Below are 25,551 nucleotides of genomic sequence, written 5' to 3' on the forward strand. Positions count from 1 at the left end.
TGCGCGGCCCGAACTCGGGGCTGGCCGTACCGAGCGGGTGACGACAGGCAAAAAGCAGCCAACGGCTTGATTGGGCGGGGAAGCGGCTCGAAGTCAGCGGCGCGTTGCACAAGTCCATGACGAACTGGATCAGGAAACGTGACTACCGACCATTGAATTGAGCATGGAGTGCGCGCATATTGATCACAACGTGCCCAAATATGGATCGGAATGAGTCATGCAGTCCCAGGGTCTCGAAATTGGCGCCACCCGTTTTGGCGAGAGTGGTTCGCCTTTCCTGTCGGCGCATCGACTGTCAGAACAGCTCGGTGTAACGCAATCCGAACTCGCTAAGCTCATCGGTATTGCCCGCAACACCCTCACGGCGAAGTCCGCGACCCGAAAGGTGGACGCGGCCCTGAGCCCGATCGTACGCATTCTGGCTATGGCCGCAGAAATGGCCGGCGGCGAAAACCGGGCGGTGATTTGGTTCAAGCACCAGCCGATCCCCGGTTGGGCGGGCAAGACCGCCTACGATCTTGTCGGGCAAGGCAAGTCTGATCAGGTTCTTGCTTATCTGGAGGCTGTTCGCTCAGGCGTTTATGCCTGAGTTGGTCGACACAAAGCCGTTCATTCTATGGCGGGCCTACGTTCCCCAGTGGTCATATCTGCCGCTGTCGGGTGAGGGGGCCGCCCGCTTCGGCGGCCGCTGGAATCCAGTCGGTATCCCGACCATCTACGCGGCGCAGGAATTGTCGACCGCTTGGGGGGAGTACAATCAGGGGTTCGTTCAACACCCTGCATTGATCGCTCAACTCGAGCTCAAGGGCGCCCGTCTCGTCGATACGAGGGACCCCGAAATTCTCCAAGAATGGGGACTCGAGGAAGGCATCCACCAATCGGAGTGGCGGTCGGATCTTGACAATGGCGCTGTTCCGAGCACGCACGATGCCCACCGGCGATTTGTTGAGGGCGGCCTTGATGGTGTCATCTATCCCTCTTTCATGTCTCCAGGCGGAAGTTGCGTTGCTCTCTGGCGTTGGAATGATGCGGGAGGTCCCATTCTCAACATTATTGATCCCGACGGTCGACTTCCGACGTCGCCAGCATCATGGCGAAAGCCCTGACCAGGGCCTTGATCGTTATGTCGGCGGGGTCCCGGAACGCGGCAAGGTTCCCAATGTCACCCATGACAAGAGCGGCAGCAACCTACGCTATTTTGGCGTAGAAGGCCCGCAAGACGATTATCTGCCGGGATTGGGAGGACAAGGGAATGTCAACTGTCGCGATATTCCTTAAGTTGCCAGATGACCGAAATGGGGCGCTTCGCCGACGCAGTGTTTTGATCGCCGGCGACGGCTCATCGTCAGATTTCGGTGGCTTCCGCCAACGACAATGCGTCATCGACATCAACGCCCAAATACCGAACGGTGGAAACATTCGATAGCTGAAGTCTTTACGGTGAGCATGGTCTCGGTCCCGGTCTCGGTCTCGATGGCCGGGCCTACTGGTTCGTCTGGTCGGTGCAGGCAGGGCATCGGCATATTGGCTCGCGGGTTTTCTCCTGGGCCCAGGCGCCAAGCCAAGCGGCTCCAAAGCTGTCCTCGCCATGACGAGGCCTTGCCGTTGTTGCCAACGGCAAGGCAGCCAAGCGATTGCTATGCGGTCATCGCGCCATCGATGGTCACTGCCGCGCCGTTGATGAACCCGGCGTCCGGTCCGGCGAGGTAGGCCACAAGTGACGCAGGTTCCGAGGTATTTGCCATGCGACCAGCTGGCACCATGCCAATGATGAAGTCCTCCTTGCCCGAGGTCATATCCGTAGTGGTGGGGCCTGGTTGGATGGCGTTGACGGTGATGCCCTTTGGCGCAAACTCATGGGCAAGCGAGCGTGTCATCGCGGTGAGTGCTGACTTGGACAGACCGTAGACGCTGGCACCGGGCACCGAAGCGCTCACAGCGACATTGCTGGATACGTTGATGATGCGCCCACCGGACCGCATGTGCCGCCCTGCTTCCTGCATCGCGAAGAAGGGCGCGCGCACATTGATCGCCATTGTCCGGTCGAAGTCCGCCTGGCTGAAATCCTCGATCAGCGCATGCACTAGAGTGCCAGCATTATTGACCAGAATATCCAGCCCACCCAGCAAATCGACCGCCTGGCGAATGGTGACCTGCAGGCCTGCCGGATCGGCGCTGTCTGCCTGAAGGGCGAAGGCCTTCCCGCCGCTGGCGGTGATGTCGGCAACTAGGCTCTGCGCGGCTTCGGGACTTGCCGAATAGGTAAACGCCACCTGGGCACCTTGCTCGGCCAGTTTGCGGACGATGGCGGCACCAATGCCGCGCGAGCCTCCGGTAACGATGGCGCGTTTGTCTAGGAGGGGGAGAGTTGCCGACATTTTTGTTTCCTTTCGTCAGGCAGAGAAAACTCATATTCTGGACTCAATAGTCCAGAATTAAGCAGGCTTATGGATAAGGCTGGATTTGGACAGCGGCTACATGGCTGAGAGCGCCTTCATGGCAAAGTCGGCGACCCCGGCAAGTTCGTCACGGCTTGCACCAGCCTGCGCCCTAACCGTCAGGCCTTGCAACGTTGCGTAGAGGAAGCTTCCGGCTGCTGTCGCATTCAGTGTCTTGGACAGTTCGCCCCGCGCTTTCGCGGCCTCGACCAGGCCCGCGAGCAAGGTCTCTACATTTGTCGCCGTATTGCGGGCAAGGGCCGTTACTTCCGGCTGGCTATCACCGAAGGCCGTGGTGGCATTGATGCCCATGCAGCCGCGCGCATTTTCCTCGGCGCTGCGCCGGGTGAAGATGGCGAGGAAGCCGTGTATGACCTGGAGCGGGGACGGATTATCGCCCAGATGGTCGAAGAAATTCTTGTTGTCGAGCTTGTGATAGCAACGCAGGCTTTCAAGAAACAGGGACTGCTTGTCGCCGAAGGTATCGTACATCGACTGGCGGCCGATCTTCATGCCCTTGAGCAGATCGTCCGTCGAGGCACGTTCATAACCCTTGCTCCAGAACACCTCCAGTGCTCCGGCCAGGGCTGCGTCGCGATCGAATTCCTTGGTTCTTGCCATGGAGGTCAAATATCCATTCTGGACTTATCAGTCAAGAATGATTGCTGACATAAAGTGCTTCAGCGCCGGCGCTGGCCCAGGGCTCGGACAGAGCCTTGCGGAGATGAGCAAGCTTGCTGGCGTGTGGAGCGTGATTTCGATCTGGCTGACCATTCCGTTCAGTGCGCTGCTTGGCTGGATGTACATGTCACTCGACCAAGTGGGCGAGAGTACATCAAATCCGTTCGAGGGCGGGCAAACGATGTGCCGATCTCCCAGATCTGTCGTGAGATCGAAATCGAATTGCGCGCCGCGATGGGCGAGACGGAACTGCCCGCGCCGCCGCTTCCTCGCAATGGCATTGCCACATAATCGGCGCTTGTGCGCCGGTTACGCCAGCTGTCATCGGCAGGCAGTAAACCACCCCGTTATCGCCATTGCAGGCCTCTCATCCAAGACCGCTTTTAGGGTACCGTCGCCGCTGCCTGAACGGCTGACATGGGGCGTGTTGCAGATGACACATACCAAGTCGCGTTGGCGGTGTCCTACTGGCTCAGGCGCTGGTAGTCTTTTGGTGTCATGCCGGTGGTGCGGCGGAATACCGACACCATCCGCATGGCCGGAATAGGCCGCGAAGCCGTCGTTGGATTCACATAGTATGCGATCTGGAATGACAGCTATCGAACCCAGCGGCCCGAAGGAACGGCAGCTTTCGGGAACCCAGAGGGGCCTTTGACCACCGAAATAGGGCGCACTATTGGGTGTCGATTTCAGACTGACCGCCAGCGCGCTTCGGTTCGCTGGGCTTTTCCTTCCGGGCCAAGCCGCGTTGTCTGTCAACGCATACCTCGGCTTTAACCAACGCTTCGGTTTGTGCGGCTAGGTTCTCAACTGAAAGCAGTGCCAACAAGGGAACCGGCATGAGCACGACACTGTTCATTTCGGTGCTGATACCGACGCTGGCGGTGATGCTGGCTGGGGCCTTCGCTGCGCTATGGTGGTTTCGGCCGAGCAACCTGCATGTTGCATTGCTGGCATTCTGCTACCTTGCGCTTGCAGCTGGCTTCACGTTCCAGGCCACTACTTTGGGCCTGCCGGATGCATTTGCGAGGTTTTTCTCCAATCTGCTGCTTTTCGTGGCGGTGTTTCTGCTGTGCACCGCGCTGCTTATTCGCGGCGGCCGGCCCGTTCCCACCCGGGCTCTTATGGCGTGCTGCGCCGCGGCAATGGTGGCTTTTTGCTGGTTCCTGTGGGTACAGCCCAGTTTTGTTGCGCGCGTGACCATTGTCGCCTGGGGGATTGCGGGCATGTTGGCGTTGGCTGCCATGCGGCTACGCCGTTCAAAGCGGCGCGCAGCCATAGACAATCTGATCCTCCTCGTTATCGGGTTGGGCGCGGTCTATTTTGTAGCGCGACCGTTCCTCGTCATCTGGTTTGAAGCTGGCGGCACCGCCACGCCCGATATGACCTCGTCCTATTGGCTGCTGACCTATCTGACAACATTTGCCTATTCGCTCCTGATCGCGCTGACCCTGCTGACGGCGGTGGCGCTCGACGTCATTCGCGAATTGCAGGCTGAATCACAGACCGATCCGCTCTCCGGCCTCTTGAACCGTCGCGGCTTTGACCTGCATGCGGCGGCGCTGATGCTCGAATGCGAGGCATTGAAGCGACCGCTCGTGTTGGTCCTGGCCGATCTTGATCACTTCAAAAAAGTCAATGACCGCTATGGCCATGATACTGGGGATCGAGTCATCGTGTCATTCGCGCGGCGGCTGACGAGCGTGGGACCCGCCGGACTCATTGCTGGCCGGCGCGGCGGCGAGGAATTTGCCGTGCTCCTGCCCCTGACTAATCTCCAAGCCGGCGTGCTTTACGCCGAGGCCGTGCGGACTGCGGGCCCGGCGGACTGGGCGTCGGGCCTCAAGGTCACCGCCAGTTTCGGCGTCGTCGAACGCCAGGCGGGCGAGACCCTCGAGCACATGATTGGCCGGGCAGACGCAGCGCTGTATCAGGCCAAACGTGATGGTCGCGACCGCGTCCGGAGCGGGGGTAAACCCGTCGGCGGACTGCGCATGTTTGCCGGATAAAGCTGATTATGCCGCCTTGTCCCAGAGCGGGGCCAGCCCGGCACTGACACTTAGAGGCTTGGACAGCGCCAGGAGACAAGATTCCGCGGACAATACCCTCTAGTTCATTAGGTCGAACGCATCGCCCCAGGTGTCGGATACCGAAAAGCCCTGCGGATAGGGGTCTGTCGGATCTACGCCGATCTGGTGGATGCCGTGGATCCATCCCCGACCCGAAATGATCGGCTGCACGGCGGGGCGGCCGGCGACGGTGGTGTCGCCGGCATAGTGGACCTCGAACGTGGAATCTATGATCGAGCGCGCCGTGAAGCGATCGCCCGGCTTGGCGAGGCCGCGCGCCGCCGCAACGGCGAGACGCGCCGAGTTACCGGTGCCGCAGGGCGAGCGGTCGATGCGGCCGGGCGGCATGATGGTGGCGCCCTTGAGTTCGCCTGCCGCGTTGTGGCTGACGAACATGGTGTAGGAAATGCCCTTCATGCCGGCCAGCTCGGGATGTGCGATGTCGAGCTGGGCATTGACGGCGCGGTGCACGGCACTGCCGGCCTCCACCAGCTTGCGGGCCTGGTCCGGGCGGATTTCGAGGCCGAACTGGGCCGGATCGATCAGCGCGTAGAAGATGCCGCCATAAGCAATGTCGACCTTGATCTTGCCAAATCCAGCCACGTCGACGACGGCGTCGAGTGCGTGCGCATAGGACGGGTTCATGGTCAGCGTAACGCGTTCGACCTTGCCGTCCTTGCAGGTGGCGCGGGCCGTGACCAGGCCGGACGCCGTGTCGATGCGCACCAATGTTTCGGGCTCGGTCATCGGCAGCATGCCCGTTTCAAGCACGGTGGTGACGAGGCAGATCGAATTGGACCCCGACATGGCATGCGCCTTGTCGCCCTGCAGGATAATGAAGCCGATATCGGCATCGGGCCGGGTCGGCGGGAAGATGAGGCACGTGCTCATCTGGGCCGAGGCGCGCGGCTCGAACACCAGGAAGCGGCGCAGGCTGTCATCCACCTGATTGAGATGGCGCAGTTTGTCGGCGATGGTTGTACCGGGAACGTCGATGACGCCGCCCGTGACGATGCGGCCCACTTCGCCTTCGGCATGCGCTTCGACTAGCGTGACAGTTTTCGACCACCGCATGGCCGGATCCTTCCCAGTACAGAACGGAAAGCGGGGCGAATAAACGCCCCGCCAGGAGATCAGATCGTGACGTTATAGACCCGCGCGGCCGTCTCGGCGTCAATATAGCCGTTCTTGAAATCGCGGCGCACTGCGGCCTCGCTGCGATCGGCGGGCCGGCCGAAGCCGCCACCCACCCCCGTCACCACATGTACCACGTCGTTCTTGGAGAGCGGCACATTGGTGGCAAAGGCATAGCGTTCCACCTCCATGCCGGGACGCAGCACTTCGACATAGTTCGGCGAGCCGTCATTGCCGCCATTCTGGCCCCAGGGCGGAATGCGCGAGCGGGTATAGCCGACGCTGAGGAAGTTATCGTCGGCCCGCACGCGATAGCGCACCGAAATACCCTTGCCGCCACGCCAGGTGCCGTCGCCGCCCTTGTCGGTGTTGAGGGCCAGCTCGTCCACGGTCAGGCCGTAGCGCGCCTCGGCAACCTCGGCGGGACAGTTGAACGTGTCGCCGTGGAAGCCCGAGAAGATCGCGCTGTTACCGTCGCGACCCTGCTGAGCCCCCCAGCCGCCGAGCTGCGGCTCGACGATGGTATAGTGACGGCCGGTATCGGGATGCTTACCGCCGATAACCGTACCGCAGATCGAGGCGAAGTTGCCGGCCGGCAGCACGCCAGGGAAGTGGTGGGCAAGGCAGCGCAGGATTAGGTCGAAGACGCGGATCTCGACTTCCGAGTAATAGCCGAGCGCGCCAGGCTCGACGACATGGAATACCGAACCCGGCCGGGTCAGCAGTTGCAGCGGACGGAAGAAGCCGCCATTGCCGGGCGCTTGGGTATCGGTAAAGGCCTTGAAGGCGAGCTGGGCGGAAATCTCGATGCCTTCGCGGCTCGAATTGCTCGATCCCTTTTGGTCGGGATTGTCGCGCAGATCGATGATGAAGGCATCATCGGTGATTTCGACGACGATCTTATGGATGTCGCCATTGTCCTGTTCTTCCTCGAACGGATAGACGCCCTTTTTGATGGTGGCGAGGGCCGCGCGGGCGCGGCGCTCCCCCAGATCCATGAAATCGGCGATGGCGGCGGTAAAGGTTTCCGAGCCGTATTTCTCGATCATCTCGAGAATACGCTTTTCCCCGATCCGCACGCCAGCAATGCCGGCCCACAGGTCGCCCCGCAGGAAGTCGGGCAGGCGGGTATTGACATAGAGAATGTCGAACACGGCCTGGTTGGGGACGCCGGCATCGATCAGCTTGACCGCCGGGATACGGATGCCCTCCTGGTAGATTTCGGTGGCTTCCGATGACATCGAGCCGGGAACATTGCCGCCAACATCGTTCCAGTGAGCAATATTGGCAGTCCAGGCGACGATCTTGCCATCGGCAAATACCGGCATGGCCAGAATCATGTCGTTGAGGTGGGTCACGCCGCCCCAATAGGGATCGTTGGAGGCGAACAGGTCGCCGGGCTTGATCGTTTCGACCGGGTGCTTCTCGATCATGCGTTTAACGGCCTTGTCGAGCACGCCGACAAAGGCAGGGATGCCGGCGCCGGAGGCGGCGATCTCGCCCTGGGCGTCGCAGATGCCGGTGCCCAAATCGAGCACTTCATAGATGATGGCGCTCATCGAGGTCTTGCGCTGAGCCGCGAACATCTCGTCGGCGACGGCTTCAAGGCCATTCTGGATGATGTCGAAGGTGACGGGATCGTGGGAGATCGTACTCATCGATCAGCTCCGCAGATGGATTTGGGTGTTGCCGAAATCGTCGATCTCGACCCGGTTACCGGGATGAATGACGATGGTGGTGCCGGGGTCTTCGATGATGGCGGGGCCGGTAAAGCTCATGCCGGGTTCCAACAGTTCGGCATTGTAGATTGTCGCTTCGCAGACGCCCTCGGTGGCGTAATCCACCTCGCGGCTGCCCTTGATGGCGTCTTCGAGCCTGGCGCCGGTGCGCTGCTGGGCCACCATTTCGAGCTTGCCGACCTCGGCCGAGGCGATGACGTGGATGCCCACGATCTCGACGGCGACATCGAGGCGATAGGTGTATTCGCGCTCATAGATGGCGTGGAAATCCTCGATCAGGATCGCCATGCTGGCGCCGTCGAGCAGGTCGGCCCGCAATGGGACCTCGACCGAATGTTCCTGATTGCGGTAGCGCATCTTGACGAGAGGCTGGATCTTGACCGCGTCGGGCGCGACCTCTTCCTTGCCGAACTGTTCAGTGGCGTGGCCGGCGATCTCGCTCACCAGCGCCTGCAGGCCGGAACGGTCGGTGCCGTCCATCAGGCGGGTGACAAAATAGTCGCGGCGCAGGTCGCTCATCATCATGCCCCAGGCCGAGAAGACCGGCGCGCCGCGCGGCACGACAACCTTCTTGACGCCCAGCTCCTGACCGAGCGCCACGCCATGCATGGCGCCGCCGCCGCCGAACACGACGAGCGTGAAGTCGCGCGGGTCGTGCCCGCGGTTGAGCGAGACGAGCTTGAGCGCATTGACCATGTTCGCATTGGCGATGCGCACGATGCCGCGCGCCGCTTCCTGTTGGCTGACGCCCAGCTTGTCTGCCAGGGCGCCCAGGGCTCTGTCTACCGACGCCATGTCGGCGATGACCGAACCACCGCAGAAATAGTCGCGGTTGATCCGACCGAGCACCAGATTGGCATCGGTCGTGGTGGCATTGGTGCCGCCGCGGCCATAGGCGGCCGGGCCGGGCATGGCGCCGGCCGATTGCGGGCCGACATGCAGCTTGCTGAAATCGTCGACCCAGGCGATCGAACCACCGCCATTGCCGATTTCCACCAGGTCCACGACCGGCACCATGATGGGATAGCCGGCGCTTCTGCGGTCGCGCTCGATCCAGTAGTCGGTCTTGATGGTGACCTGGCCGTTCTGGATCAGCGAGCATTTGGCGGTCGTGCCGCCGATATCGAGCGCCAACACATTGGGCTCGCCGATGATGCGTCCCAGCTCCGCCGCTCCCCAGAACCCGGAGGCGGGACCCGATTCCACCATGGTGATCGGAATGGCCTTGGTCGAGGCCAGTGAGTCCACGCCGCAATTGGACTGCATGATGTAGAGGCGACCCTCGTAGCCTTCCTGCTGCAGGCCGGCTTCGAGCCGTTCGAGGTAGCGCTGGGCGGTCGGCTGCACATAGGCAGAAAGCACGGTGGTGCTGGTGCGTTCGTATTCGCGCCATTCGCGCGTGATCTGGTGCGAGGCGACGGTCGCGACCTCGGGCCACAGGCGTGCGATCTCGGCCTGCACTGCCTTTTCATGCGCCGGGTTGGCATAGGCGTGGATCAGACAGATGGCCACGGCCTGGACGCCGTCGGCGCTGAAGGCGTCCAGGATGGCGGGCAGGCCGCTCAGGTCGAGCGGGGCGACTTCTTCGCCGCTGTAGTTCATGCGGCCGGGCACGACCTGGCGCAGGTAGCGCTCGACGAATGGCGTGGGCTTTTCGTAGGAAAGATTGAAGAAATCGGGGCGGTTGCCGCGCGCTATCTCGAGGATGTCGCGGAAACCTTCAGTGGTGATCAGCCCCACCTTGGCGCCCTTGCGTTCGGTTAGTGCATTGATCACTACTGTCGTGCCATGGGCGAAAAAGTCGGCTTCGGCGACGCTGAGCCCGGCCTTCTTGATGACGTTAAGCACGCCTTGTTCGAAATTGGGCGGCGTCGTGTCGGACTTTTCGGTCCGCACGGTCTGGCGGCCCGTAGCCCGGTCCGTCTCGAAATAGACGAGGTCGGTAAACGTACCGCCCACGTCAGTGGCGATCCGGGTGATCGTGTCGCGCTTGGTCATGCAATAATCCGGTTTGCGTCGTTCCCTCCACCCTGGCGGGTGGTTCTGTTAGTCATCATCATATCCAATATCCAAATTGTCGACAAGCAATTTGGCGGCGGATGCACGACCGCTCCGGACGGGGCGAGCCGTTACCTCACAGGCCGGCCTTGGTTGCAGGCGACCGGGTTGGGATTGCCGAGGCGAGGAAGGCGAGCAGCTAGGGCAGCAACACCGACACGTCGGTCCAGCGCACGGGCAGCGGTCCGAGCGGATCCAGCAGCCATTTGGGCACCGCGGTCAGAATGCCGGGGCTGGCGATCGGCGCGATCTCGGACAGGGCGATCAGCGCCGCGTTGCCCGAGGAAGTGGGCAGACCATCGATCTCGGGACCGCATGACCCGCGCCGACGACTGCTATCCTGGCCATCAAATCCGTTCCGTTCCGAGGGAGATGCCCGTGACCGTCGCCCGGGCGATATAGCTCTGGATCTGCTTGACGATCTGAGCCGCATGCTCAGCGGCCAGGGTGTCGGCCCGCTCGGCATCGCGGGTTTCAATGGCTAAGATCATCTGTTCATGCTCATCGACATAGCGGCGGGGCAGGTTGTCGTCGAAGGAGCGGTAGTAGAGCCGCAGGATGCGGCGGCCTTCGTCGAGCAGGCGCCCGAATAGGGCGGTGAAATAGGAATTCCCACCGGCCGTGGCGATGGCCATATGGAAATCGCGGTTGGTCTGGATCATTCCCGGGGCGTCATGTTGCCGGACCGTCTCTGCATAGCTGGCCGCATGCTGGCGGATGTCGTGCATATGCTCGTCGTGCCGGTGCACCGCCGCCGAACGCGTGGTGACGCGATACATCAGCGTCAGCGCCTCAAAATAGACCGGCAATTGCTCGAAATCGATAGTGGCCACCACCGTATTGCGATTGGGCAGGGTCTTGACCAGCCCTTCGGCCACCAGCCGCACCAGGGCTTCGCGGATCGGGGTGCGGGACATGTCGAACCGCTCGGACAGCGTCGCTTCGTCGAGCGGGCTGCCCGGATCGAGGCTGAGATCGAGAATGGCCGTGCGCAACGTGTCATAGACGGTGCGGGCGCCTTGGCCCCGCACCCGGCCCTTTACACTGCCGTTTTCCTCGTCCTTCGCCTTCATACTGTCCCCCGGTATGGCGTGCCTATCTACGCTTTTTACCTGCGCTCAGGGCAACCGCAACCACGATAATGACGCCAGTGGTCAGGTCTTTGAAGAACGGATTGACGTTGAGGATGTTGAAGCCGTTGCCGATCAGGGCCAACAGCAGCACGCCGGCAATGGACCGCCAGACCGCGCCGGCGCCGCCATAGATGCTGGTGCCGCCCAAAATGACGGCGGCGATGGCCTCGAGTTCGAGGCCGACACCGGCCTGGGGCTGGCCCATGGAAATGCGCGATACCGCGATGATGCCGGCTAGGCCCGCGGCAAAGCCGGTCAGGCCAAAGCAGGCAATCCGCACCAATTTGGTCCGCACGCCCGACAGAATCGCGGCTTCTTCATTGCCGCCCACGGCGATGACGCGGCGACCGAACGTGGTGCGGTTGAGCAGGACCATCATGGCCACGGTGAAGACCAGCAAGATGAGCACCGCGACGTTGACCATGCCGACGCGGCCACGGCCCAGCCACGCGAATTCCTCCATGCGCACCGGGATCAGTGCACCGCCGGTGATCAGGACGGCGATGCCGCGATAGACCATGCTCGAGGCCAGGGTGGCGAGGAACGAATGGACGTTGAAGCCGGTGATGATGAGGCCATTGATCACCCCGAGCAGCAGGCCGAGCAGCGGCCCGGCGATCATGCCAAGGGTAGGATCGACATTGACCGCAAGCCAGGCGGCCGAGACGCTTGCCACCCCGAATATGGCGCCAGTCGACAGATCGAAGCCGCCGCTGATGATCACCAGGGTCAGCGCGGCTGCGATCAGGGCCAGCGGCGCACTCTGATTGAGAATGTTGAGCAGGTTGCGCGGCGAGAGAAAAGACGGGCTGAGCAGGGTCAGGCCGATCATCAGCAGCGCGATGATGATGAGAATGCCATATTCGCGCAGGAAGTCGCTGAGCAAGAAGGTGCTGCGGGTCGGCGCAGCCGGGGCGGTGACGTGGGTTTCGGCCATGGGTTTCAACCTTGTTCGGGCAAAAGCACAGCTTGCTCTTGCGCCTTCTGGACGTTGAAGAGACGGAACAGCGCATCTTCGACACTGATAGTGGCACTCTCGACCTCGCCGATGATCCGGCCCTGGCTCATCAGGTAGGCGCGATGCGACAGCTTCAGCACCTCCTCCAGTTCGGAGGAGATCAGCAGTACGGCTGCGCCGGTCTGCGCGAGTTCGACGATGAAATCGTGGATACGGCGGCGGGCGCCGATATCAACGCCCCGGCTGGGCTCGTCGAGGATGACGACGCCCGGCTTCCCATAGGCCCATTTGGATAGCAGCACCTTTTGCTGGTTGCCGCCCGAATAATAGGCCACTTCGCCATCGATCCCGGCGGGGGAGATGCCGAAATGCTCGATCATCGCCTTGGTGCGGCGGCGTTCCTCGCCCATGTCGAGAAAGCCGAAGCGGCTGATCTGGCTGAGATGTGGCAGGCTCATATTAGGTCGTGTGCGCTGCACCAGGTTGAGGCCCTGCTTGCGGCGGTCTTCCGGAATGAAGGCGATGCCGCGCCGCACCGCTTCCTTGGGGGTCAGCCTGGTCAGGTCCTCGCCGTCGAGGGTGATCGTGCCGGTCAGCGCCTTGTCCGCACCGAAGAGGGCGCGGGCCACTTCGCTGCGGCCCGACCCGACAAGGCCCACAAGACCCACGACCTCACCCGGGCGGATGGCGAGGTTGATGTCGCGAATGCCGGCATGGCTGCTGACGCCGCGCATCGCAATGCGCGGGGCAACCGATGCATCGGGCCGGGCCGGCAGTTCGGGATAGGCGACCTCGGCACTCTTGCCGAGCATGGCTTCCACGAGGCTTTGTTTAGTCTCGCCGGCAATATCTCCGGTGCGCACGACGCGGCCGTCGCGCATGATGGTGACGCGGTCGCAGGCGGCTAGCACGTGATCGAGAAAATGGGTGACATAGATGATGGTGCGACCCTGCGCCCGAAGGTCTGCGATGACCCGGTGCAGCCGCTCGGCCTCGTCGGCCGTCAGCGACGAGGTCGGCTCGTCCATGATGATGATGCGGGCATCGCGCGCAATGGCGCGCATGATCTCGACCTTCTGCCGGTCGGCAATGGACAGGTCTTCCGCCTTCCGGCGCGGATCGAGGCCGAAGCGGCACCGTTCTTCCAGCGCTGCAAAGCGCTTGTTGTCCGACCCGCTTAGCAGCCCGGCGACATTTGCTTCCAGGCCGAGAAACACGTTCTCAGCCACGGTCAGCTGCGGCACGAGCTGCAATTCCTGGTGGATCATCGCCACGCCCAGTTGCAGCGCACGGCGCGGCGTCGACTGGTCGAGCGGCGTGCCCGAGATTTCGACCTCGCCGCGATCGGCCGAGTAATAGCCGCCGATGATCTTGCCGACGCTGGACTTGCCCGCGCCATTCTCGCCGATCAGGGCATGCACTTCGCCGGCCCGGAAATCGAGCTTGATGTCATGCAGGATCTTGCTAGAGCCGAAGCTCTTCTCGACACCCCACAGCCGTACCGACGTCGTCCCGTTCGTTACCATGGCAACGGACCTCCGCTAGGGTGGAGGATGGGCAGGACCACGCGGTCCCGCCCGACTCTTGTAAAAGCGCTCAGCCCTGCCACTCGGCGACGAAATCAGGGTTGGCGTCGAGCCATTCCTTGGTGACGATCACGGGCGTTTCGACCAGGTCGTTGGGGTTGATCCAGGTCGGCGCGGTGCCGCCTTCCAGTGTGGTGACCACCGCTTCGAGCGCGGCCCTGCCCATGCTGTGCGGGACTTCGGCCAGCGTGGCCGAGACAGTGCCAGCACGGATCGCATCGACCGTGATCTGGTTGAGTCCGCCGCCGATCATGTAGACAGAGCCCGGCTCGTAGCCGAAGTCGCTGAGTGCGATTTCGGCACCGATCAGGTGCTGGTCGGCATTGGATAGGACGGCGTCGATTTCCGGGTTGGCCTGCAGGATATCCTGCATGGCGGTCAGCGATGCGTCGGGATCGTAGTTGCCCTCGCCGGTTGCTACGATCTGGATGTTTGGATGCTGCGCCAGCACTTCCTTGAAGGTTTCGTTGCGCAGGTTGTCGAACGGATAGATCAGCTGACCGATGATGACTGCAACCCGGCACGGGTCCTTGTCGGCGCAGTATGCGGCAACCGCTTCGGCCTGGGCGCGCGCGCCGTCGGCAGGGTTGGCGGCAACCGTGGTGGTGAGGCCAGGAACCTGCGGCTCCATATTGGTGAGGTCAGGGCCGACCGGGAACAGGGTCGTGGCAACCTTGATACCGGCGGCGGTCGCGTCCTCCAGCGCCGGGGCAATGCCCACGGTGTCGTTGGGCGTGACAATGAAGGCGTCAAAGCGGCCGCCGGCGACCACGTCTTCGACCTGCGAGAACTGCACGGTGGAATCGAATGCGCCGTCAAAGATCTCGACTTCGATACCCTTTTCGGCCGCCGCCTCCTGGATGCCTGCGAAGATGGCCTGATTGTAGCCGTTCTGGCTGGAGGAGGCGAGATAGGCGATACGGAACGGGTCCTGCGCCCAGGCCGGCAGGACGGCCGCGACACCGGCAAACGCAACGCTGGTCAGCAATGCAACACGTAGTTTCATGGTTCTTTCCCTTGTTGGATCGGCGGTTCCCAATTTCCGCCGACACTCTCCTGATTGGGGCCGGCGCGTGCCGACCCGTTGCTTAGGCGACGGCATCAATGACTCGCCTCGCGCATCGATTTTGCTAGGTGCTGGAAGGCGATGGTAGCGTAGGGCAGCAGCGCGGCGGCTGGCGCGAGGCGCTCGGCAGTGTAGTAGTCCGCCTCATGCAGCAGGTTCAGCGTGCCGATGACTTTGCCGTCAACGACGACTGGAATATTGGCGTTGGATCCGTTGCCAAGCGAGCGGATCAGCGGCCAGTCGGAGAAGACTTCGGCGATCTCCTCGATGCGCAGGGTGTGGAAGATCTGGTGCTGGCGCAACACGACCTCGGTGTAGTGGTTGTCCAGAATGGGCTTGAGCCCCCCAAGGGATAGGCGTCGAGATTTTCCGAATAGACGCGCTTGGACTGGCGGGCATCCATGTCATAGACCGACGCGGTCAGCAGCCTCGTGCCAATCGTTTCATGCACCATCCTGCCGACGCCGCCGATCAGGTCAACTGCCGTCACCCCGGGGCGGCGAACGCTCGCCATGAACTGGTCGATAAGGCCTGTACCAATCACGCCATGCACCTCATTTTGACCGGATGCTATCGCGTATCCAATTTGTCGACAAGTAGCTCTGAATCGTTTTCTTTGCAGAATTCTGCCGTGACTGTTTGCTGTGCAACCTGCCCGAGAGCGTGGCAAAAGACCTTGGCCTTTGATCAGCTGTCGACATTGTGCATACTTCTATGATCAGCTCGACGGGATTATGCGTGAGGAACAGATGGACGTAATTTTCGAGGCCTCCGGAGCCTCCGGCACCGCCGGTACGGTGGCTAAGATACTGAACCGCGGGAGCTTGGGCAGCTTCATCAAATCGGCCGCCCGGCCCGAGCGCCTTTCGCGAGTTCTGCGCGCGGAGGGCTTTGCCGCCGACACTGGCGACATTACAATTCTGCTGGCCCCCGAAGGGCATGAAGAAGATAGGCTCGTGCTGGTCGGAGTGTCGGACGACGCATCGGTGTTCGAGGCGCAGGCCGCCGGAGCGCGGCTGGCGGTCAGATGCCTCGACCTATCGGGAGGGTTGGCGCTGAGCTGCCCGGAAGGACTCGACGTCGCCCTATTTGGTGAGTTCGTCTATGGCTTTCTGGTGCGTTCCTATCGCTTCGACATCTATCGCAGCGACCAGCATACGGGTCCCGGCCGTCTCACGCTGTTGGACTGTCCCGAGGCTGTGGTCGATAGTGTCAAGCGCCTCCGGATTGCCGCCGAAGCCACCCACAGCGTCCGCGACCTGGTCAACGAGCCGGGTAACATGCTGCCACCCCTGGAGCTCGCCGCGCGGATTGAAAGACTTTGCGCGCCCCTTGGCATCGCGGTCGAGATCCTCGAGGCCTGGAAACTGGAAGAGCTCGGGGCCAACCTGGTGCTGGCCGTGGGACAGGGCTCGGTCAATCCGCCCTGCATGGTGGTGCTGCGCCTGAAAGGCGAAGGCGCAACGGTCGGTCTTGCCGGCAAGGGCGTGACCTTCGATACGGGCGGCATCCACATCAAACCCGTCGCAGGCATGTGGGAGATGAAGAACGACATGGCCGGAGCGGCGACGATCGCCGCCAGCATGGCCGCAATGGCCCGGCTGGGGATCAGGCGCTCCGTCGTTGCGGCGCTGGGTCTTGCCGAGAACATGACGAGCGGCTCGGCGAGCCGGCCCGGTGACGTGGTGAAGAGCCTCGCCGGCCCCAATGTCGAGATTCGCAACACCGACTGCGAAGGCCGTCTGGTGCTTGCCGATTGCCTGGCCTATCTCCAGCAGCGCTTTGCGCCCAGCCAGCTCATCGACGTCGCTACCCTGACCTATGCGGTGCAGATCGGCCTCGGTCCTCGCTATGCCGGTGTTTATGGCAATGATCGTCCCGCTATGGACCGGTTACTGCGGGCGGCGCAAAGCACGGGCGAGCTGGCCTGGCCCATGCCTGTCGATGCAGGGTTTCACGACGAGCTGAAATCCGATTTCGCCGATTTCGTGAACTGGCCGGGCGTAACCTACGGCAATGCCTCCATTGCCGCGGCCTTCCTTGAGAAATTCGTCTCCAAGGAAACGTCGTGGTTGCATATCGATATCGCCGGTCCGGCCTATGCGCCAAACGGCAGTCCGCTGAGCCCGCCAGGCGGCACCGGCTTCGGTCTGCGCATGCTGGTGGATTATCTTGCCGGGGAGAGCGTTGCATGAGCGGCACCACAATTGCCTTTGCCGACCTGCAGAACCGCATCTGGGCAATCCTTACTGGCGCCGGCATGAGTGACGTCCAGGCCGATGCCGTGGCCCGGGTCATCGCGGCCGGCGAACGGGATGCCTGCAAGTCGCATGGCATTTTTCGCATCGAAGGCGTGTTGCGCACGCTGAGGGCTGGCAAGGTCCGTGGCGACGCCGTGCCGGCGATTGCCGATCTTGAAGACGGCGCCATTGTCCGGATCGACGGACAACATGGCTTTTCCAGCCCAGCCTTCGAGCTGGGTCTGCCCCTGCTGGTCGACCGCGCCAAGGCGTTTGGCCTTGCCGCGATGGTGATAAACGACTGCACGCATTTTTCAGCGCTGTGGCCGGAAGTGGAGGCCGTTGCGGGCCACGGATTGGCGGCCATTGTCATGTGCCCCAGCTATGCCACCGTCGCGCCCTGGGGCGGCAGCGAGCCGCTATTCGGCACCAATCCCTTTGCCTTCGGCTGGCCACGGCAGCAGGTCGAACCCTATGTGTTCGACTTTGCGACATCCGTCGCTGCGCGCGGCGAAATCGAGCTGCATCGCCGCGCCGGAACGCCGCTGCCGCAGGGATGGGCCATCGATGCCCAGGGCGAACCCACCACCTCGCCCGAAGCGGCACTTGCTGGCGCCATGCTGCCGTTCGGCGGGCACAAGGGATCGGCGCTGAGTACGATGATCGAGCTCCTGGCCGGTGTCATGATCGGCGATCTGACCAGTGCCGGCGCGCTCGAGGCGCTGGGGACCACGGCCCTATCGCCGGCCCATGGCGAGCTGGTCATCGCGTTCTCCCCCGAGCGTTTCGCTGCTGGACGCCCTGGGGACCCGTTCGCCCGGGCCGAAACACTGTTCGAAGCCATTGTGGGGCAGGGCGCCCGCCTGCCGTCACAGCGCCGCTTTGCAGCGCGGCGCAAAGCGGAGACCGAGGGCATCGTGCTGACCGAGGCCGAGCTGCAGCATCTCGATCGTTTGGCGGCGCTTGGTCTGGCGGCAGCCGACTGACAGAAAAAGAAAGGCCCTCCGGCAAGGGAGGGCCTTTAGCCGCAGGTCAGGGAGGAAGGCTACGGCTTGGTGGTCTGGCCGGCGCCGGGCAACTGGCTCCAGGCGGCGTACCAGGTGTTGAATTGCTCGAACTGCGCTTTGGCCCAGGCGCGCTGGCTAGGCGACAGCTCGTCGGTGGCATTGAAATGCAGCTTGTAGGCGGCCTCGCCTTTCAGCTCGAGCATGTACTTGTAGTAAAGCACGAGATCAGTGCCCTCATCCCAGCTCGACAGCACATCGAGTGCCTCGCCCAGTTCACGGGCGCGGGTCCGCGCATCGATGTCGCCAGCGGCGGCGGCCTTGGACAGGGCAACCAGATGGAGGATTTCCCGGGGTAGGGCGTTGCCGATGCCGGTGATCGTGCCGGTGGCGCCTGCCTTGACATAGCCGTGATAGACGCCGGTATCGACGCCGGCCATCAGGATGACGGTGTCGTCGCCGCTGGTAATGTGCTCGGCAGCATAGGTCATGGCGGCAGGGCCGCCGAATTCCTTGAAGCCCACCAGATTCTTGTATTTGGCGCGCAGGGAGAAGAACAGGTCGGCCTTGGTCTCGAAGCCATAATGGGGACTATTGTAGATCACGGCCGGCAGATCGGGCGCTGCCGCGAGGACAGCCTCGAAATGGTGCCGCTGTGCCGTCGCCGAATTGCCGCGCGACAGCACGCGCGGAATGACCATCAGACCGGCGGCGCCAACCTGCTGGGCATGACTGGCAAGTGCCACAGCCGACGCCGAATTGATGGCGCCCGTACCAACGATCACCGGCAGGCCGGCCTGGACCAGGCGCGCCACGCCTTCCTGACGCTGGGCGTCAGTCAGCAGCGGCCAATCACCCATCGACCCACAATAGACCACGGCCGACATGCCCGCCGCGATCAACTCCCGGGCTTTGCGAACCAGCGCCTCGAAATCAGGCGTACGGTCGACCTTGCATGGTGTCATCAGGGCCGGGATCACGCCGGTAAAGATCTCAGTGTTCATCGTATCCTTGTCCATGTCAGCGCCGCCAAAGCGGCCGCACGCCTAGCAATTTTTATAAAGTACAGTCTTTGTATGCTGTTTGTCGACAGTGAATCCGTCAGTCCCCTATTTGTTGGTTCTGGCCGAGCATAGGGCTGACTGTGCCGTGCTGTATGTCGGTGACGGAGATAATGAGGGACCTGGACCGAGCGGCGGCCAAAGAGCCATACGGGTCACTGGGGTCCTCCGAGATCGATCGGCTGTGTAGTCGGGCCGTCGACTTTGCAGCGAAAAGGCGATCGTTTTCGAGCGCTACGATCTCCGCAACAAGGTGGGCGCCTGCGCATCTATTAGCATCAAAAACTCGAATTGCACCGCGTGCGAAGGAGCCATTGGCTTGCGCTCGCCTGCTTTACCGTCGCCCCTTTTGTCTTGTGGTGCTTCCACCTGGCATGGGCCGGAACACGTCCCTCTGGCGATAGGGAAAACAGTAAAAGCCTTCAAACTCACTTACCAGGAAGTCGACGAAAGCCCGGATGTGGGGATTGGCGAAGCGGTGGTCGTGGTAAAGGACGGTTACTGAAGTCGGGGCGGTGGTCCAGGCGGGCAATACCTCGATTAGGTCACCGGTTGGAACATGTTCCTGGGCGAAGAACTCTGGGAACAGCCCGATGCCATAGCCTTGCAGGACGCACACTTTGGCCACCCAATTATCGTTGGCACGCAATGGGCCGCGCGGTTCGATCAACTGACTGGCCTGACCATTTTCTAAAGCCCATGGGACAACGCCCGACGGGCCTTCGCCGGAGATCAGGTCGTGCTGTCGCAGGTTGTCGGGATGCGTGGGCGTTCCTCTTTCTGCCAAATAGGTGGGGGCCGCATAGAGGCGGCTGACATAACGTGAGAACCCACGGGCAACCAGATTTGCTGTCCCCAGGATTGCCGGTAAACCTGAACAGATCATGCAATCCAGGTCGGTTTCACGCGACAGCAACCTGCCCAGCGGCATGACATGTAGATCAAGTGACACTTCCGGGTGCGACCTCGCAAACCGGAGCGATAGAGGCGCTAGTAGGTTGGTGGACAGTTCATCGGTTGCTCCCACACTCAGGCGCACGCTTTGTGCCGGCTTTTCGCTCGCCACAGAATCCAACGCGCGCGTGTAGGCGAGGTTTACCTCCTCGGCATGCCTGAGGAACGCCCAACCTGCCTTCGTGGGCGTCAGACCAGCGGCCGAGCGGATCAGCAGTGCGGTGCCGACATCATTTTCTAGACGTCTTAGCCGGTGGCTTAGTGTTGCTTTGGGTAGGTTCTGTTCGCGCGCGGTGCGGGACAGTGAGCCCGATGAAACCACCCAGGCAAAAGCCCGCACATCGTCGATCTGCATGGTCTACCCCGTTCAATAGCTTGAACGAGCATCCACGAATACATAGGCCTGACAAGCCTGTTTTCCTGAGGAATAGTCTTGAAGTCGTCAATCCCAGCCGTACTCGACGGACTTTACCCGTTCAAGGAATCCGCATGCTCAAAATTCTTCGCTCGTGTTCGGTGCTTGCGCTCGCAACTTTCGCCCAGCCGGCATTTGCTGCCAAGTTCATCTATGATCAGGATCTCACAGGCCCCGGCGGCACTGCCGTGCAGCCCATCTTGCTGTTCCTTAATAATCCCGACGTCGAGCTGCTCGGCATTACCGGCGTCGTCGGAGACGACTGGCTGGCAAAAGGGGTGGCCCACACCTTGCGTTTTCTCGAGATCGCCGGGCATCCCGAGATCCCGGTCTATGCCGGCGCCAGTGAACCGCTCGTCAACACGCCCCAGCGCATGGCAATCTGGGAGAACTTGTATGGTCCGATCAGCTGGAAGGGAGCCTGGAACAACTACGAGGACAAACCTGCCGACTTTGATCCAGGTCTGGCGCCCGACCTTGCCGAAGGCAATCCCAAGATTGTCGTCCAAGATTTGTCCGCAGTCCAATTCATGGTCGAACAGGTGCACAAGTACCCTGGCGAAGTGACGATCGTTGCCGCAGGGCCGCTAACCAATATAGCCTTGGCCGTGCGTCAGGATTCCGAGTTTGCAAGCTTGGTCAAAAGCGTTGTGATTTCGAACGGGCCGAAGGCCGATTTCGACGTCGCCAGCGGCGAAGTCAAATCGATAGATGCTTTCAACACCGTTTTCGACCCCGAGGCCGCCCAGATCGTGCTGACGGCCGGCTTTGCCTCTATCGTCGTCACTGGCCTGGTCAACACTACCGTGATGGTGGATGCAGAGCTGGTCGAAGATATGACCCAACCCAACTCCGCGCTCAGCAGCTATCTCACCGAGAACGCCTGGATGGACCTGCCGCTGTGGGATGAAGTCATCGCTGCCGTAGCGATCGACCCCAGCTTGATCGTTCGCAGCGCCACGATAAAGGCTGCGGTCGATACTAATTTTGGTCGATCCTACGGGCAGATGCTCTCCTTCAAGGATGATGTGGAGCCGGGGATAGGCGCTGGCGAAGTCAATGTCGCTCTTGAGTTGGACGCCCCCCGCTTTCGCACTATGTTCGTCGACGCGGTTACCGCGGCGGAATAACCGGCTCAGGCAGGCGCGCTGAAATCGACCGCAGCCGTTGATGGCAAGGTTGCAGCGACGCTGCCAGGGTGATGATATTTTCCCATTCCTGGCACCCGTCGCATCGAACGCCTGGAAGAAAATGTTGGTGCGGCCAGTCTCGTGCTGCCGGCGGATGATCTGACCCGGATCAGCGAGGTTTTGCCCGAGGGTGCATTCGGTGCCCGCTATGCCGGCAACATGGTTCCCGCCTGGATCTGACTAGACGCGGCGGCGCTCAGGCGCCGCCGTTCGACGTTCGGCACGACTGAGAAACTAAGACCAAACTTCATAATCCTGGCCCGCGAAGCCCTTCTCCCAGGCTTCGTCCCAGTTCGCCTCGTCCGCATTCTTTTTGCCGCGATGCGGATTGGTGCTTTTGTCCTTCTCGGAAGCTCCCGCGGTCCACCCCGCCAAGCGAACCTGCTCGACGTGACGTTTGTCATCTTGCACTTGTCTCTCCATTCTGTTTCTCAGTCGTCAAAGGCGACGACCTGCGGTGGCTTTAGGGGTGGCAGGGACCGAGGCCAACCCCTCGCCTGATTGTATGAGCCCACAGGCTGCTTTTGGCTGCAACCTCGAGCGAGATTGGCCGCGTGAAATTGATTTCCGGTCACAAGCCGAAGACGAAAACCTTACGATTCAGTATCGTAGGTTGGCGGTCGGCGCATGTTAGAAGCCTGGCGTCTCATCCGGGATTGTCGGCACCGTCTCGGCTTCGTCCGTGGCCCGGCGAAGCGACACACCTTCGTTGGGATACGCAGCTTCCACTGGTTGGCCAGCCTGATCCACGGTTAGTACACCCACCAACTCGGGGTCTGCGGCGTGGATATAGTTTTCCGCGCGATCCAGTGCGGCGGTCAGGCTGTCACGAATACCTACGGCAGTCATATCCTGGGGGAGTCCTCGCACCGATAGATAGTCCTCGGCCGGCAGTGATAGCGAGCGGCGGCGGATCTCATCGATGATCCTTTGGGGCGAGTAGTTGGGTGGCTTGCCTGATGCGGCAAGTACAAGCGGCCCCAGCGGGCAATACCGCTCGTCGATCGTTATCAGATCGATATAGTCCCGAGCCTTGCTTCGGCTCGACGCCGCTCCGACCTTGTTAATCGCCAGGTCGGCCGTATTCAGCCGCACACCCCATTCTGGGTCACGAACGAGTGGGAAGTATCGATATCGGGTCTCGCTCATCCACTGCAGTATGGTATCGTACCCGTCCCTTGAGACAGTGCACTCAACGACGCCATAGATGATAATGTCGACGGAGACTTTGAACCCGGCGCTCTCCAAGGCCGCAATATCCTCCTTGGCGGTCGCCACGATCTCTTCGTCGGTGTCGTGGAAAATGTCCAGGTCGTCCGACAGCCGGAACCAGTCCTTGTTGAGGACTGCGCCGCCAGCCATGTAACTGGTGTCCGAACGATTGGCGGCGATAACCGCCATCACTTGCTTCTGCAGCGAGGTGAGTGCCATGACTTACGCCATAGCCGCGGAATAAAGCCTGCGCCCTGCAATGAAGGCCTTCGCGTCGCCTCGGTCCATCAATGCCTTGCCCAAAACACGGGCCTTCTCATCCACGTTCTGGAGGCGGGACAGGTCAATATTGTCCAGCACCCTGACGCCATAATCGCGGACGGCCTGGTCAATACTCTCCTGCAGGCGATCGCGGCGAACACGGTAACTGCTTCGCATGGCTGACGCCTGAGCTAGTATTTCCTCGCGTGAGCCAGCAGGAACCAGCACCTCGACGCGAACCAGATCCGCGCCGGCACCACACTTTCGATATCGCTTGATCCGCTCCTGAACGCTCATGGCAACTCCTTATCTGACACAATAGGCGTATCCCGGATACGTTTCAAGCTGGACGCCAGAATCCACGCGTTTTGGTCGTCGTGCTTCCCGACGGAATGGCTGAAACAACCAAACTCAAGATTCTCTGGAGGAATGCTTATCCGGGCGTCTACGAACCCCTTACCCGCCCCCACCAGCCTTGATCCTTCATCTGCCGATATTGAGAAGCCTGTGCCGTCGCTAATGTGAGTTGGGGCGAACTGTTGCCTTCCATTTTCCAAGTGAGGCGAACTGTCGAGTGCTTCGCTGCCAAATTGAGGCAAACTAAATTCTTAGCGCGCTGATTTACAGCGCTGCCATGGAAAAGCGCGACATCCAGCGCTTTCGGCAGTTTCACCCCTGTCTGCACAAGATCTGCGGCTTCCTGCATCTGTGCAAGCGACGCTGCCGGTTCGTCGCGCGGCACGTAAATCTTCGCCGAGCGCTGAAAGTCCAGCGGGCCGATCCGGTCGGACCCCGACTGCAGCATATAGGTCAGCTCATCGATTTCCGCCGGGTCCGCTTGCATGCCCGCCCGGCCCAGCATGCGATTGATGATGACGCGCCGCCCCCACGCGTCAGGGGCGGCATCGCGGATCGCGCTCGGCATCATCATCCCGGCCGGAAGCGGCAGCACGCCCGCGCGCAAGGGCAGTTCCGGCGCTTACAGGGAGATCGCATCGGGCCTATCAAGATAGGAGCGGCCATAATTGAAGACGAACTGGCCGCTGGCGCGCGTGAGGAGCCTGGCAACGATGGGCTCCGTCTGCTCGGGCAGCCTGGTTTGGGATGTCGCTTGCCCTAGAAGTCATCATTCACCTTGCCAGTCGAGGCGCGCACGGCCTGCGGTAGCAACGTATTGACGGACCGGGCTTCGCTGGCCTTCAGGGTCATGCCGCGCGCATCCTGGTCGAACAGGCGCAGTCCCACCACGGACGCGACCTCGAAGGCCGCGCCGATGGACGCGCCAATATCCCCTTTTTCAATGCGGTGGACCAGCCCGCGCGACATGCCCGCCCGCTCGGCCACTTCGCCAGCCGTCATCCGGTGCTCGACGCGCGCGCGCCGGATCAGAAGGCCGAGCAGTTCGGCCGCTTCTTTGGCATAACGGGAGATTGGGCGGTTTGCCGGCTTTGGCATGCGTGCTCCATAAATAGATCACGAGGCTAGCTCGTGTGCCATTTTATCGAGAAGCTATCCAGCCTGACGCTGAAACTCAATAGTTGTTCTATAAATAGAACATAAGGCGCGTTTGAGTTGCTTTAATAGGACAACTGAATGCCCCCCTCAAGGAGGGAGGGGGCGCGTTGACCCGTTTCAGTCGTTCATCGCCGTCCGCAGCTGCCCAAAGCTGCCACTCGAAAAGCTGCCGCTCTTGGATTGCGGCCTGATCGATTATAGACGAAGCGTTCGACTCGATTTATAACCATCCGGACGGAAATATATGGGTAACGTAAGTGGGACGAAAGCGCGTCATTGACCAGCAGGCTATTCTCGATGCTGGCGAGGCGGTGGTTGCTCGACTGGGTGCCGCCAGTTTGACATTGGATGCCGTGGCTGCCGAGGCCGACATTAGCAAAGCCAGTGTCATTTATGACTTCAAGACCAAGCAGAACTTGATCGAGGCGATTGTGGAGCGGGCCTTTCGGCGCGACCGCGAGCATCACGCCGCTGTCGAGGCAGACCTTGCCTCATCGAATAGTCTCGCCATTCGCGGGCGCATAAAGGTCGCGGAAGAGCCGCCGCCAGAACATTTCAAGCCGGTGGCCCTGGGCCTCAGTATGGCTCTGACACTCGACCCTGCCTTGCGTGCGCGCATGCAAAAGAGCCAGGCGGAAACGATCAGTCGGATCATCGAGACCGCCTCGTCCCCACGCGGCGCCCTTCTGGCCTATCTGGCCTTAGAGGGGCTAAAGTTCCTCGAATATCTGGATTTCCACCATTTCGCCTCGAGCGATCGATCGCGGATAATTAGTGAGATCGATTGGCTGGTGACCGCAACCCCGGACGACAAAGCCGGCAGCTAGAACTCCAAAA

Annotated in this window: 24 protein-coding genes; 7 read left to right on the forward strand and 17 right to left on the reverse strand. The window is 61.6% G+C overall.

What is annotated here, in order from left to right; translation table 11 throughout:
- Positions 1-217: 217 nt before the first annotated feature.
- Both N8A98_RS00825 and N8A98_RS00830 read left to right on the forward strand, forming a co-directional pair.
- On the forward strand, positions 218-589 hold the full coding sequence (locus N8A98_RS00825; protein WP_262165725.1) for an antitoxin Xre-like helix-turn-helix domain-containing protein: 372 nt from the start codon (positions 218-220) through the stop codon (positions 587-589).
- Entirely contained in the window at positions 582-1,106 is a 525-nt protein-coding gene (locus N8A98_RS00830) for an RES family NAD+ phosphorylase (protein WP_262165727.1), read from the forward strand. Before N8A98_RS00825 ends, N8A98_RS00830 begins: the two co-directional genes overlap by 8 nt.
- A gap of 531 nt (positions 1,107-1,637) precedes the next feature.
- Here the strand turns inward: N8A98_RS00830 and N8A98_RS00835 are convergent.
- Both N8A98_RS00835 and N8A98_RS00840 read right to left on the reverse strand, forming a co-directional pair.
- On the reverse strand, positions 1,638-2,378 hold the full coding sequence (locus N8A98_RS00835) for an SDR family NAD(P)-dependent oxidoreductase (RefSeq protein WP_262165729.1): 741 nt from the start codon (positions 2,376-2,378) through the stop codon (positions 1,638-1,640).
- A 96-nt stretch (positions 2,379-2,474) separates the two neighbouring features.
- A complete protein-coding gene (locus tag N8A98_RS00840; protein WP_262165730.1) occupies positions 2,475-3,059 on the reverse strand; it encodes a TetR/AcrR family transcriptional regulator in 585 nt (194 codons plus the stop codon).
- Between the two features lie 899 nt (positions 3,060-3,958).
- On the opposite strand from N8A98_RS00840, the gene N8A98_RS00850 reads away from it, so the two are divergent.
- Positions 3,959-5,128, forward strand: coding sequence for a GGDEF domain-containing protein (locus N8A98_RS00850; protein ID WP_262165731.1), 1,170 nt, complete (start codon positions 3,959-3,961; stop codon positions 5,126-5,128).
- A 99-nt stretch (positions 5,129-5,227) separates the two neighbouring features.
- Here the strand turns inward: N8A98_RS00850 and N8A98_RS00855 are convergent, their stop codons facing one another.
- From N8A98_RS00855 to N8A98_RS00890, 8 genes are all read right to left on the reverse strand, one after another.
- The gene (locus N8A98_RS00855; protein ID WP_262165732.1) at positions 5,228-6,262 is read right to left on the reverse strand and encodes a proline racemase family protein; all 1,035 of its coding nucleotides are present in this window, start codon (positions 6,260-6,262) and stop codon (positions 5,228-5,230) included.
- A gap of 59 nt (positions 6,263-6,321) precedes the next feature.
- Positions 6,322-7,980, reverse strand: coding sequence for a hydantoinase B/oxoprolinase family protein (locus tag N8A98_RS00860; RefSeq protein WP_262165734.1), 1,659 nt, complete (start codon positions 7,978-7,980; stop codon positions 6,322-6,324).
- A 3-nt stretch (positions 7,981-7,983) separates the two neighbouring features.
- Positions 7,984-10,059, reverse strand: coding sequence for a hydantoinase/oxoprolinase family protein (locus N8A98_RS00865; RefSeq protein WP_262165736.1), 2,076 nt, complete (start codon positions 10,057-10,059; stop codon positions 7,984-7,986).
- A 407-nt stretch (positions 10,060-10,466) separates the two neighbouring features.
- Positions 10,467-11,192, reverse strand: coding sequence for a GntR family transcriptional regulator (locus N8A98_RS00870; RefSeq protein ID WP_262165738.1), 726 nt, complete (start codon positions 11,190-11,192; stop codon positions 10,467-10,469).
- Positions 11,193-11,214: 22 nt separating this feature from the next.
- Complete coding sequence (locus tag N8A98_RS00875; RefSeq protein WP_262165739.1) at positions 11,215-12,189, reverse strand: ABC transporter permease; 975 nt, start codon at positions 12,187-12,189, stop codon at positions 11,215-11,217.
- A gap of 5 nt (positions 12,190-12,194) precedes the next feature.
- Positions 12,195-13,736, reverse strand: coding sequence for a sugar ABC transporter ATP-binding protein (locus tag N8A98_RS00880; protein ID WP_262165741.1), 1,542 nt, complete (start codon positions 13,734-13,736; stop codon positions 12,195-12,197).
- A gap of 70 nt (positions 13,737-13,806) precedes the next feature.
- Positions 13,807-14,802 carry a sugar ABC transporter substrate-binding protein gene (locus tag N8A98_RS00885; RefSeq protein ID WP_262165743.1) on the reverse strand — a complete coding sequence of 332 codons (996 nt, stop codon included), beginning with the start codon at positions 14,800-14,802 and terminating at the stop codon, positions 13,807-13,809.
- 95 nt (positions 14,803-14,897) lie between these two features.
- Entirely contained in the window at positions 14,898-15,164 is a 267-nt protein-coding gene (locus N8A98_RS00890; protein ID WP_262165744.1) for a hypothetical protein, read from the reverse strand.
- 432 nt (positions 15,165-15,596) lie between these two features.
- On the opposite strand from N8A98_RS00890, the gene N8A98_RS00895 reads away from it, so the two are divergent.
- Both N8A98_RS00895 and N8A98_RS00900 read left to right on the forward strand, forming a co-directional pair.
- A complete protein-coding gene (locus tag N8A98_RS00895) occupies positions 15,597-17,057 on the forward strand; it encodes a leucyl aminopeptidase family protein (protein ID WP_262165746.1) in 1,461 nt (486 codons plus the stop codon).
- On the forward strand, positions 17,054-18,088 hold the full coding sequence (locus tag N8A98_RS00900; protein ID WP_262165747.1) for an Ldh family oxidoreductase: 1,035 nt from the start codon (positions 17,054-17,056) through the stop codon (positions 18,086-18,088). The genes N8A98_RS00895 and N8A98_RS00900 overlap by 4 nt, the downstream gene beginning before the upstream one ends.
- A gap of 59 nt (positions 18,089-18,147) precedes the next feature.
- Here N8A98_RS00900 and N8A98_RS00905 read toward each other — a convergent pair whose 3' ends face one another.
- Both N8A98_RS00905 and N8A98_RS00910 read right to left on the reverse strand, forming a co-directional pair.
- Positions 18,148-19,110 carry a dihydrodipicolinate synthase family protein gene (locus tag N8A98_RS00905; protein ID WP_262165749.1) on the reverse strand — a complete coding sequence of 321 codons (963 nt, stop codon included), beginning with the start codon at positions 19,108-19,110 and terminating at the stop codon, positions 18,148-18,150.
- Positions 19,111-19,501: 391 nt separating this feature from the next.
- Positions 19,502-20,476, reverse strand: coding sequence for a LysR family transcriptional regulator (locus N8A98_RS00910; RefSeq protein WP_262165751.1), 975 nt, complete (start codon positions 20,474-20,476; stop codon positions 19,502-19,504).
- Between the two features lie 134 nt (positions 20,477-20,610).
- Between N8A98_RS00910 and N8A98_RS00915 the strand changes: the two genes are divergently transcribed.
- On the forward strand, positions 20,611-21,666 hold the full coding sequence (locus tag N8A98_RS00915) for a nucleoside hydrolase (protein ID WP_262165752.1): 1,056 nt from the start codon (positions 20,611-20,613) through the stop codon (positions 21,664-21,666).
- A 294-nt stretch (positions 21,667-21,960) separates the two neighbouring features.
- On the opposite strand, the gene N8A98_RS00920 is transcribed toward N8A98_RS00915, so the two are convergent.
- The 5 genes from N8A98_RS00920 to N8A98_RS00940 all read right to left on the reverse strand — a co-directional run bounded on the left by N8A98_RS00920 (position 21,961) and on the right by N8A98_RS00940 (position 24,654).
- The gene (locus tag N8A98_RS00920; RefSeq protein WP_162740279.1) at positions 21,961-22,137 is read right to left on the reverse strand and encodes a hypothetical protein; all 177 of its coding nucleotides are present in this window, start codon (positions 22,135-22,137) and stop codon (positions 21,961-21,963) included.
- A 219-nt stretch (positions 22,138-22,356) separates the two neighbouring features.
- Entirely contained in the window at positions 22,357-23,157 is an 801-nt protein-coding gene (locus N8A98_RS00925; protein WP_113122278.1) for a nucleotidyl transferase AbiEii/AbiGii toxin family protein, read from the reverse strand.
- A 3-nt stretch (positions 23,158-23,160) separates the two neighbouring features.
- Positions 23,161-23,496 (reverse strand): hypothetical protein, encoded by a 336-nt coding sequence (locus tag N8A98_RS00930; protein ID WP_113122279.1) that lies wholly within the window; start codon positions 23,494-23,496, stop codon positions 23,161-23,163.
- A 148-nt stretch (positions 23,497-23,644) separates the two neighbouring features.
- The gene (locus tag N8A98_RS00935) at positions 23,645-24,163 is read right to left on the reverse strand and encodes a PDDEXK family nuclease (protein WP_262165756.1); all 519 of its coding nucleotides are present in this window, start codon (positions 24,161-24,163) and stop codon (positions 23,645-23,647) included.
- Positions 24,164-24,315: 152 nt separating this feature from the next.
- Complete coding sequence (locus N8A98_RS00940; RefSeq protein WP_262165758.1) at positions 24,316-24,654, reverse strand: helix-turn-helix transcriptional regulator; 339 nt, start codon at positions 24,652-24,654, stop codon at positions 24,316-24,318.
- A gap of 317 nt (positions 24,655-24,971) precedes the next feature.
- On the opposite strand from N8A98_RS00940, the gene N8A98_RS00945 reads away from it, so the two are divergent.
- A complete protein-coding gene (locus N8A98_RS00945) occupies positions 24,972-25,541 on the forward strand; it encodes a TetR family transcriptional regulator (RefSeq protein WP_113122282.1) in 570 nt (189 codons plus the stop codon).
- Positions 25,542-25,551: the final 10 nt, after the last annotated feature.

It is taken from the genome of Devosia neptuniae (assembly GCF_025452235.1).
GTDB lineage: Bacteria > Pseudomonadota > Alphaproteobacteria > Rhizobiales > Devosiaceae > Devosia.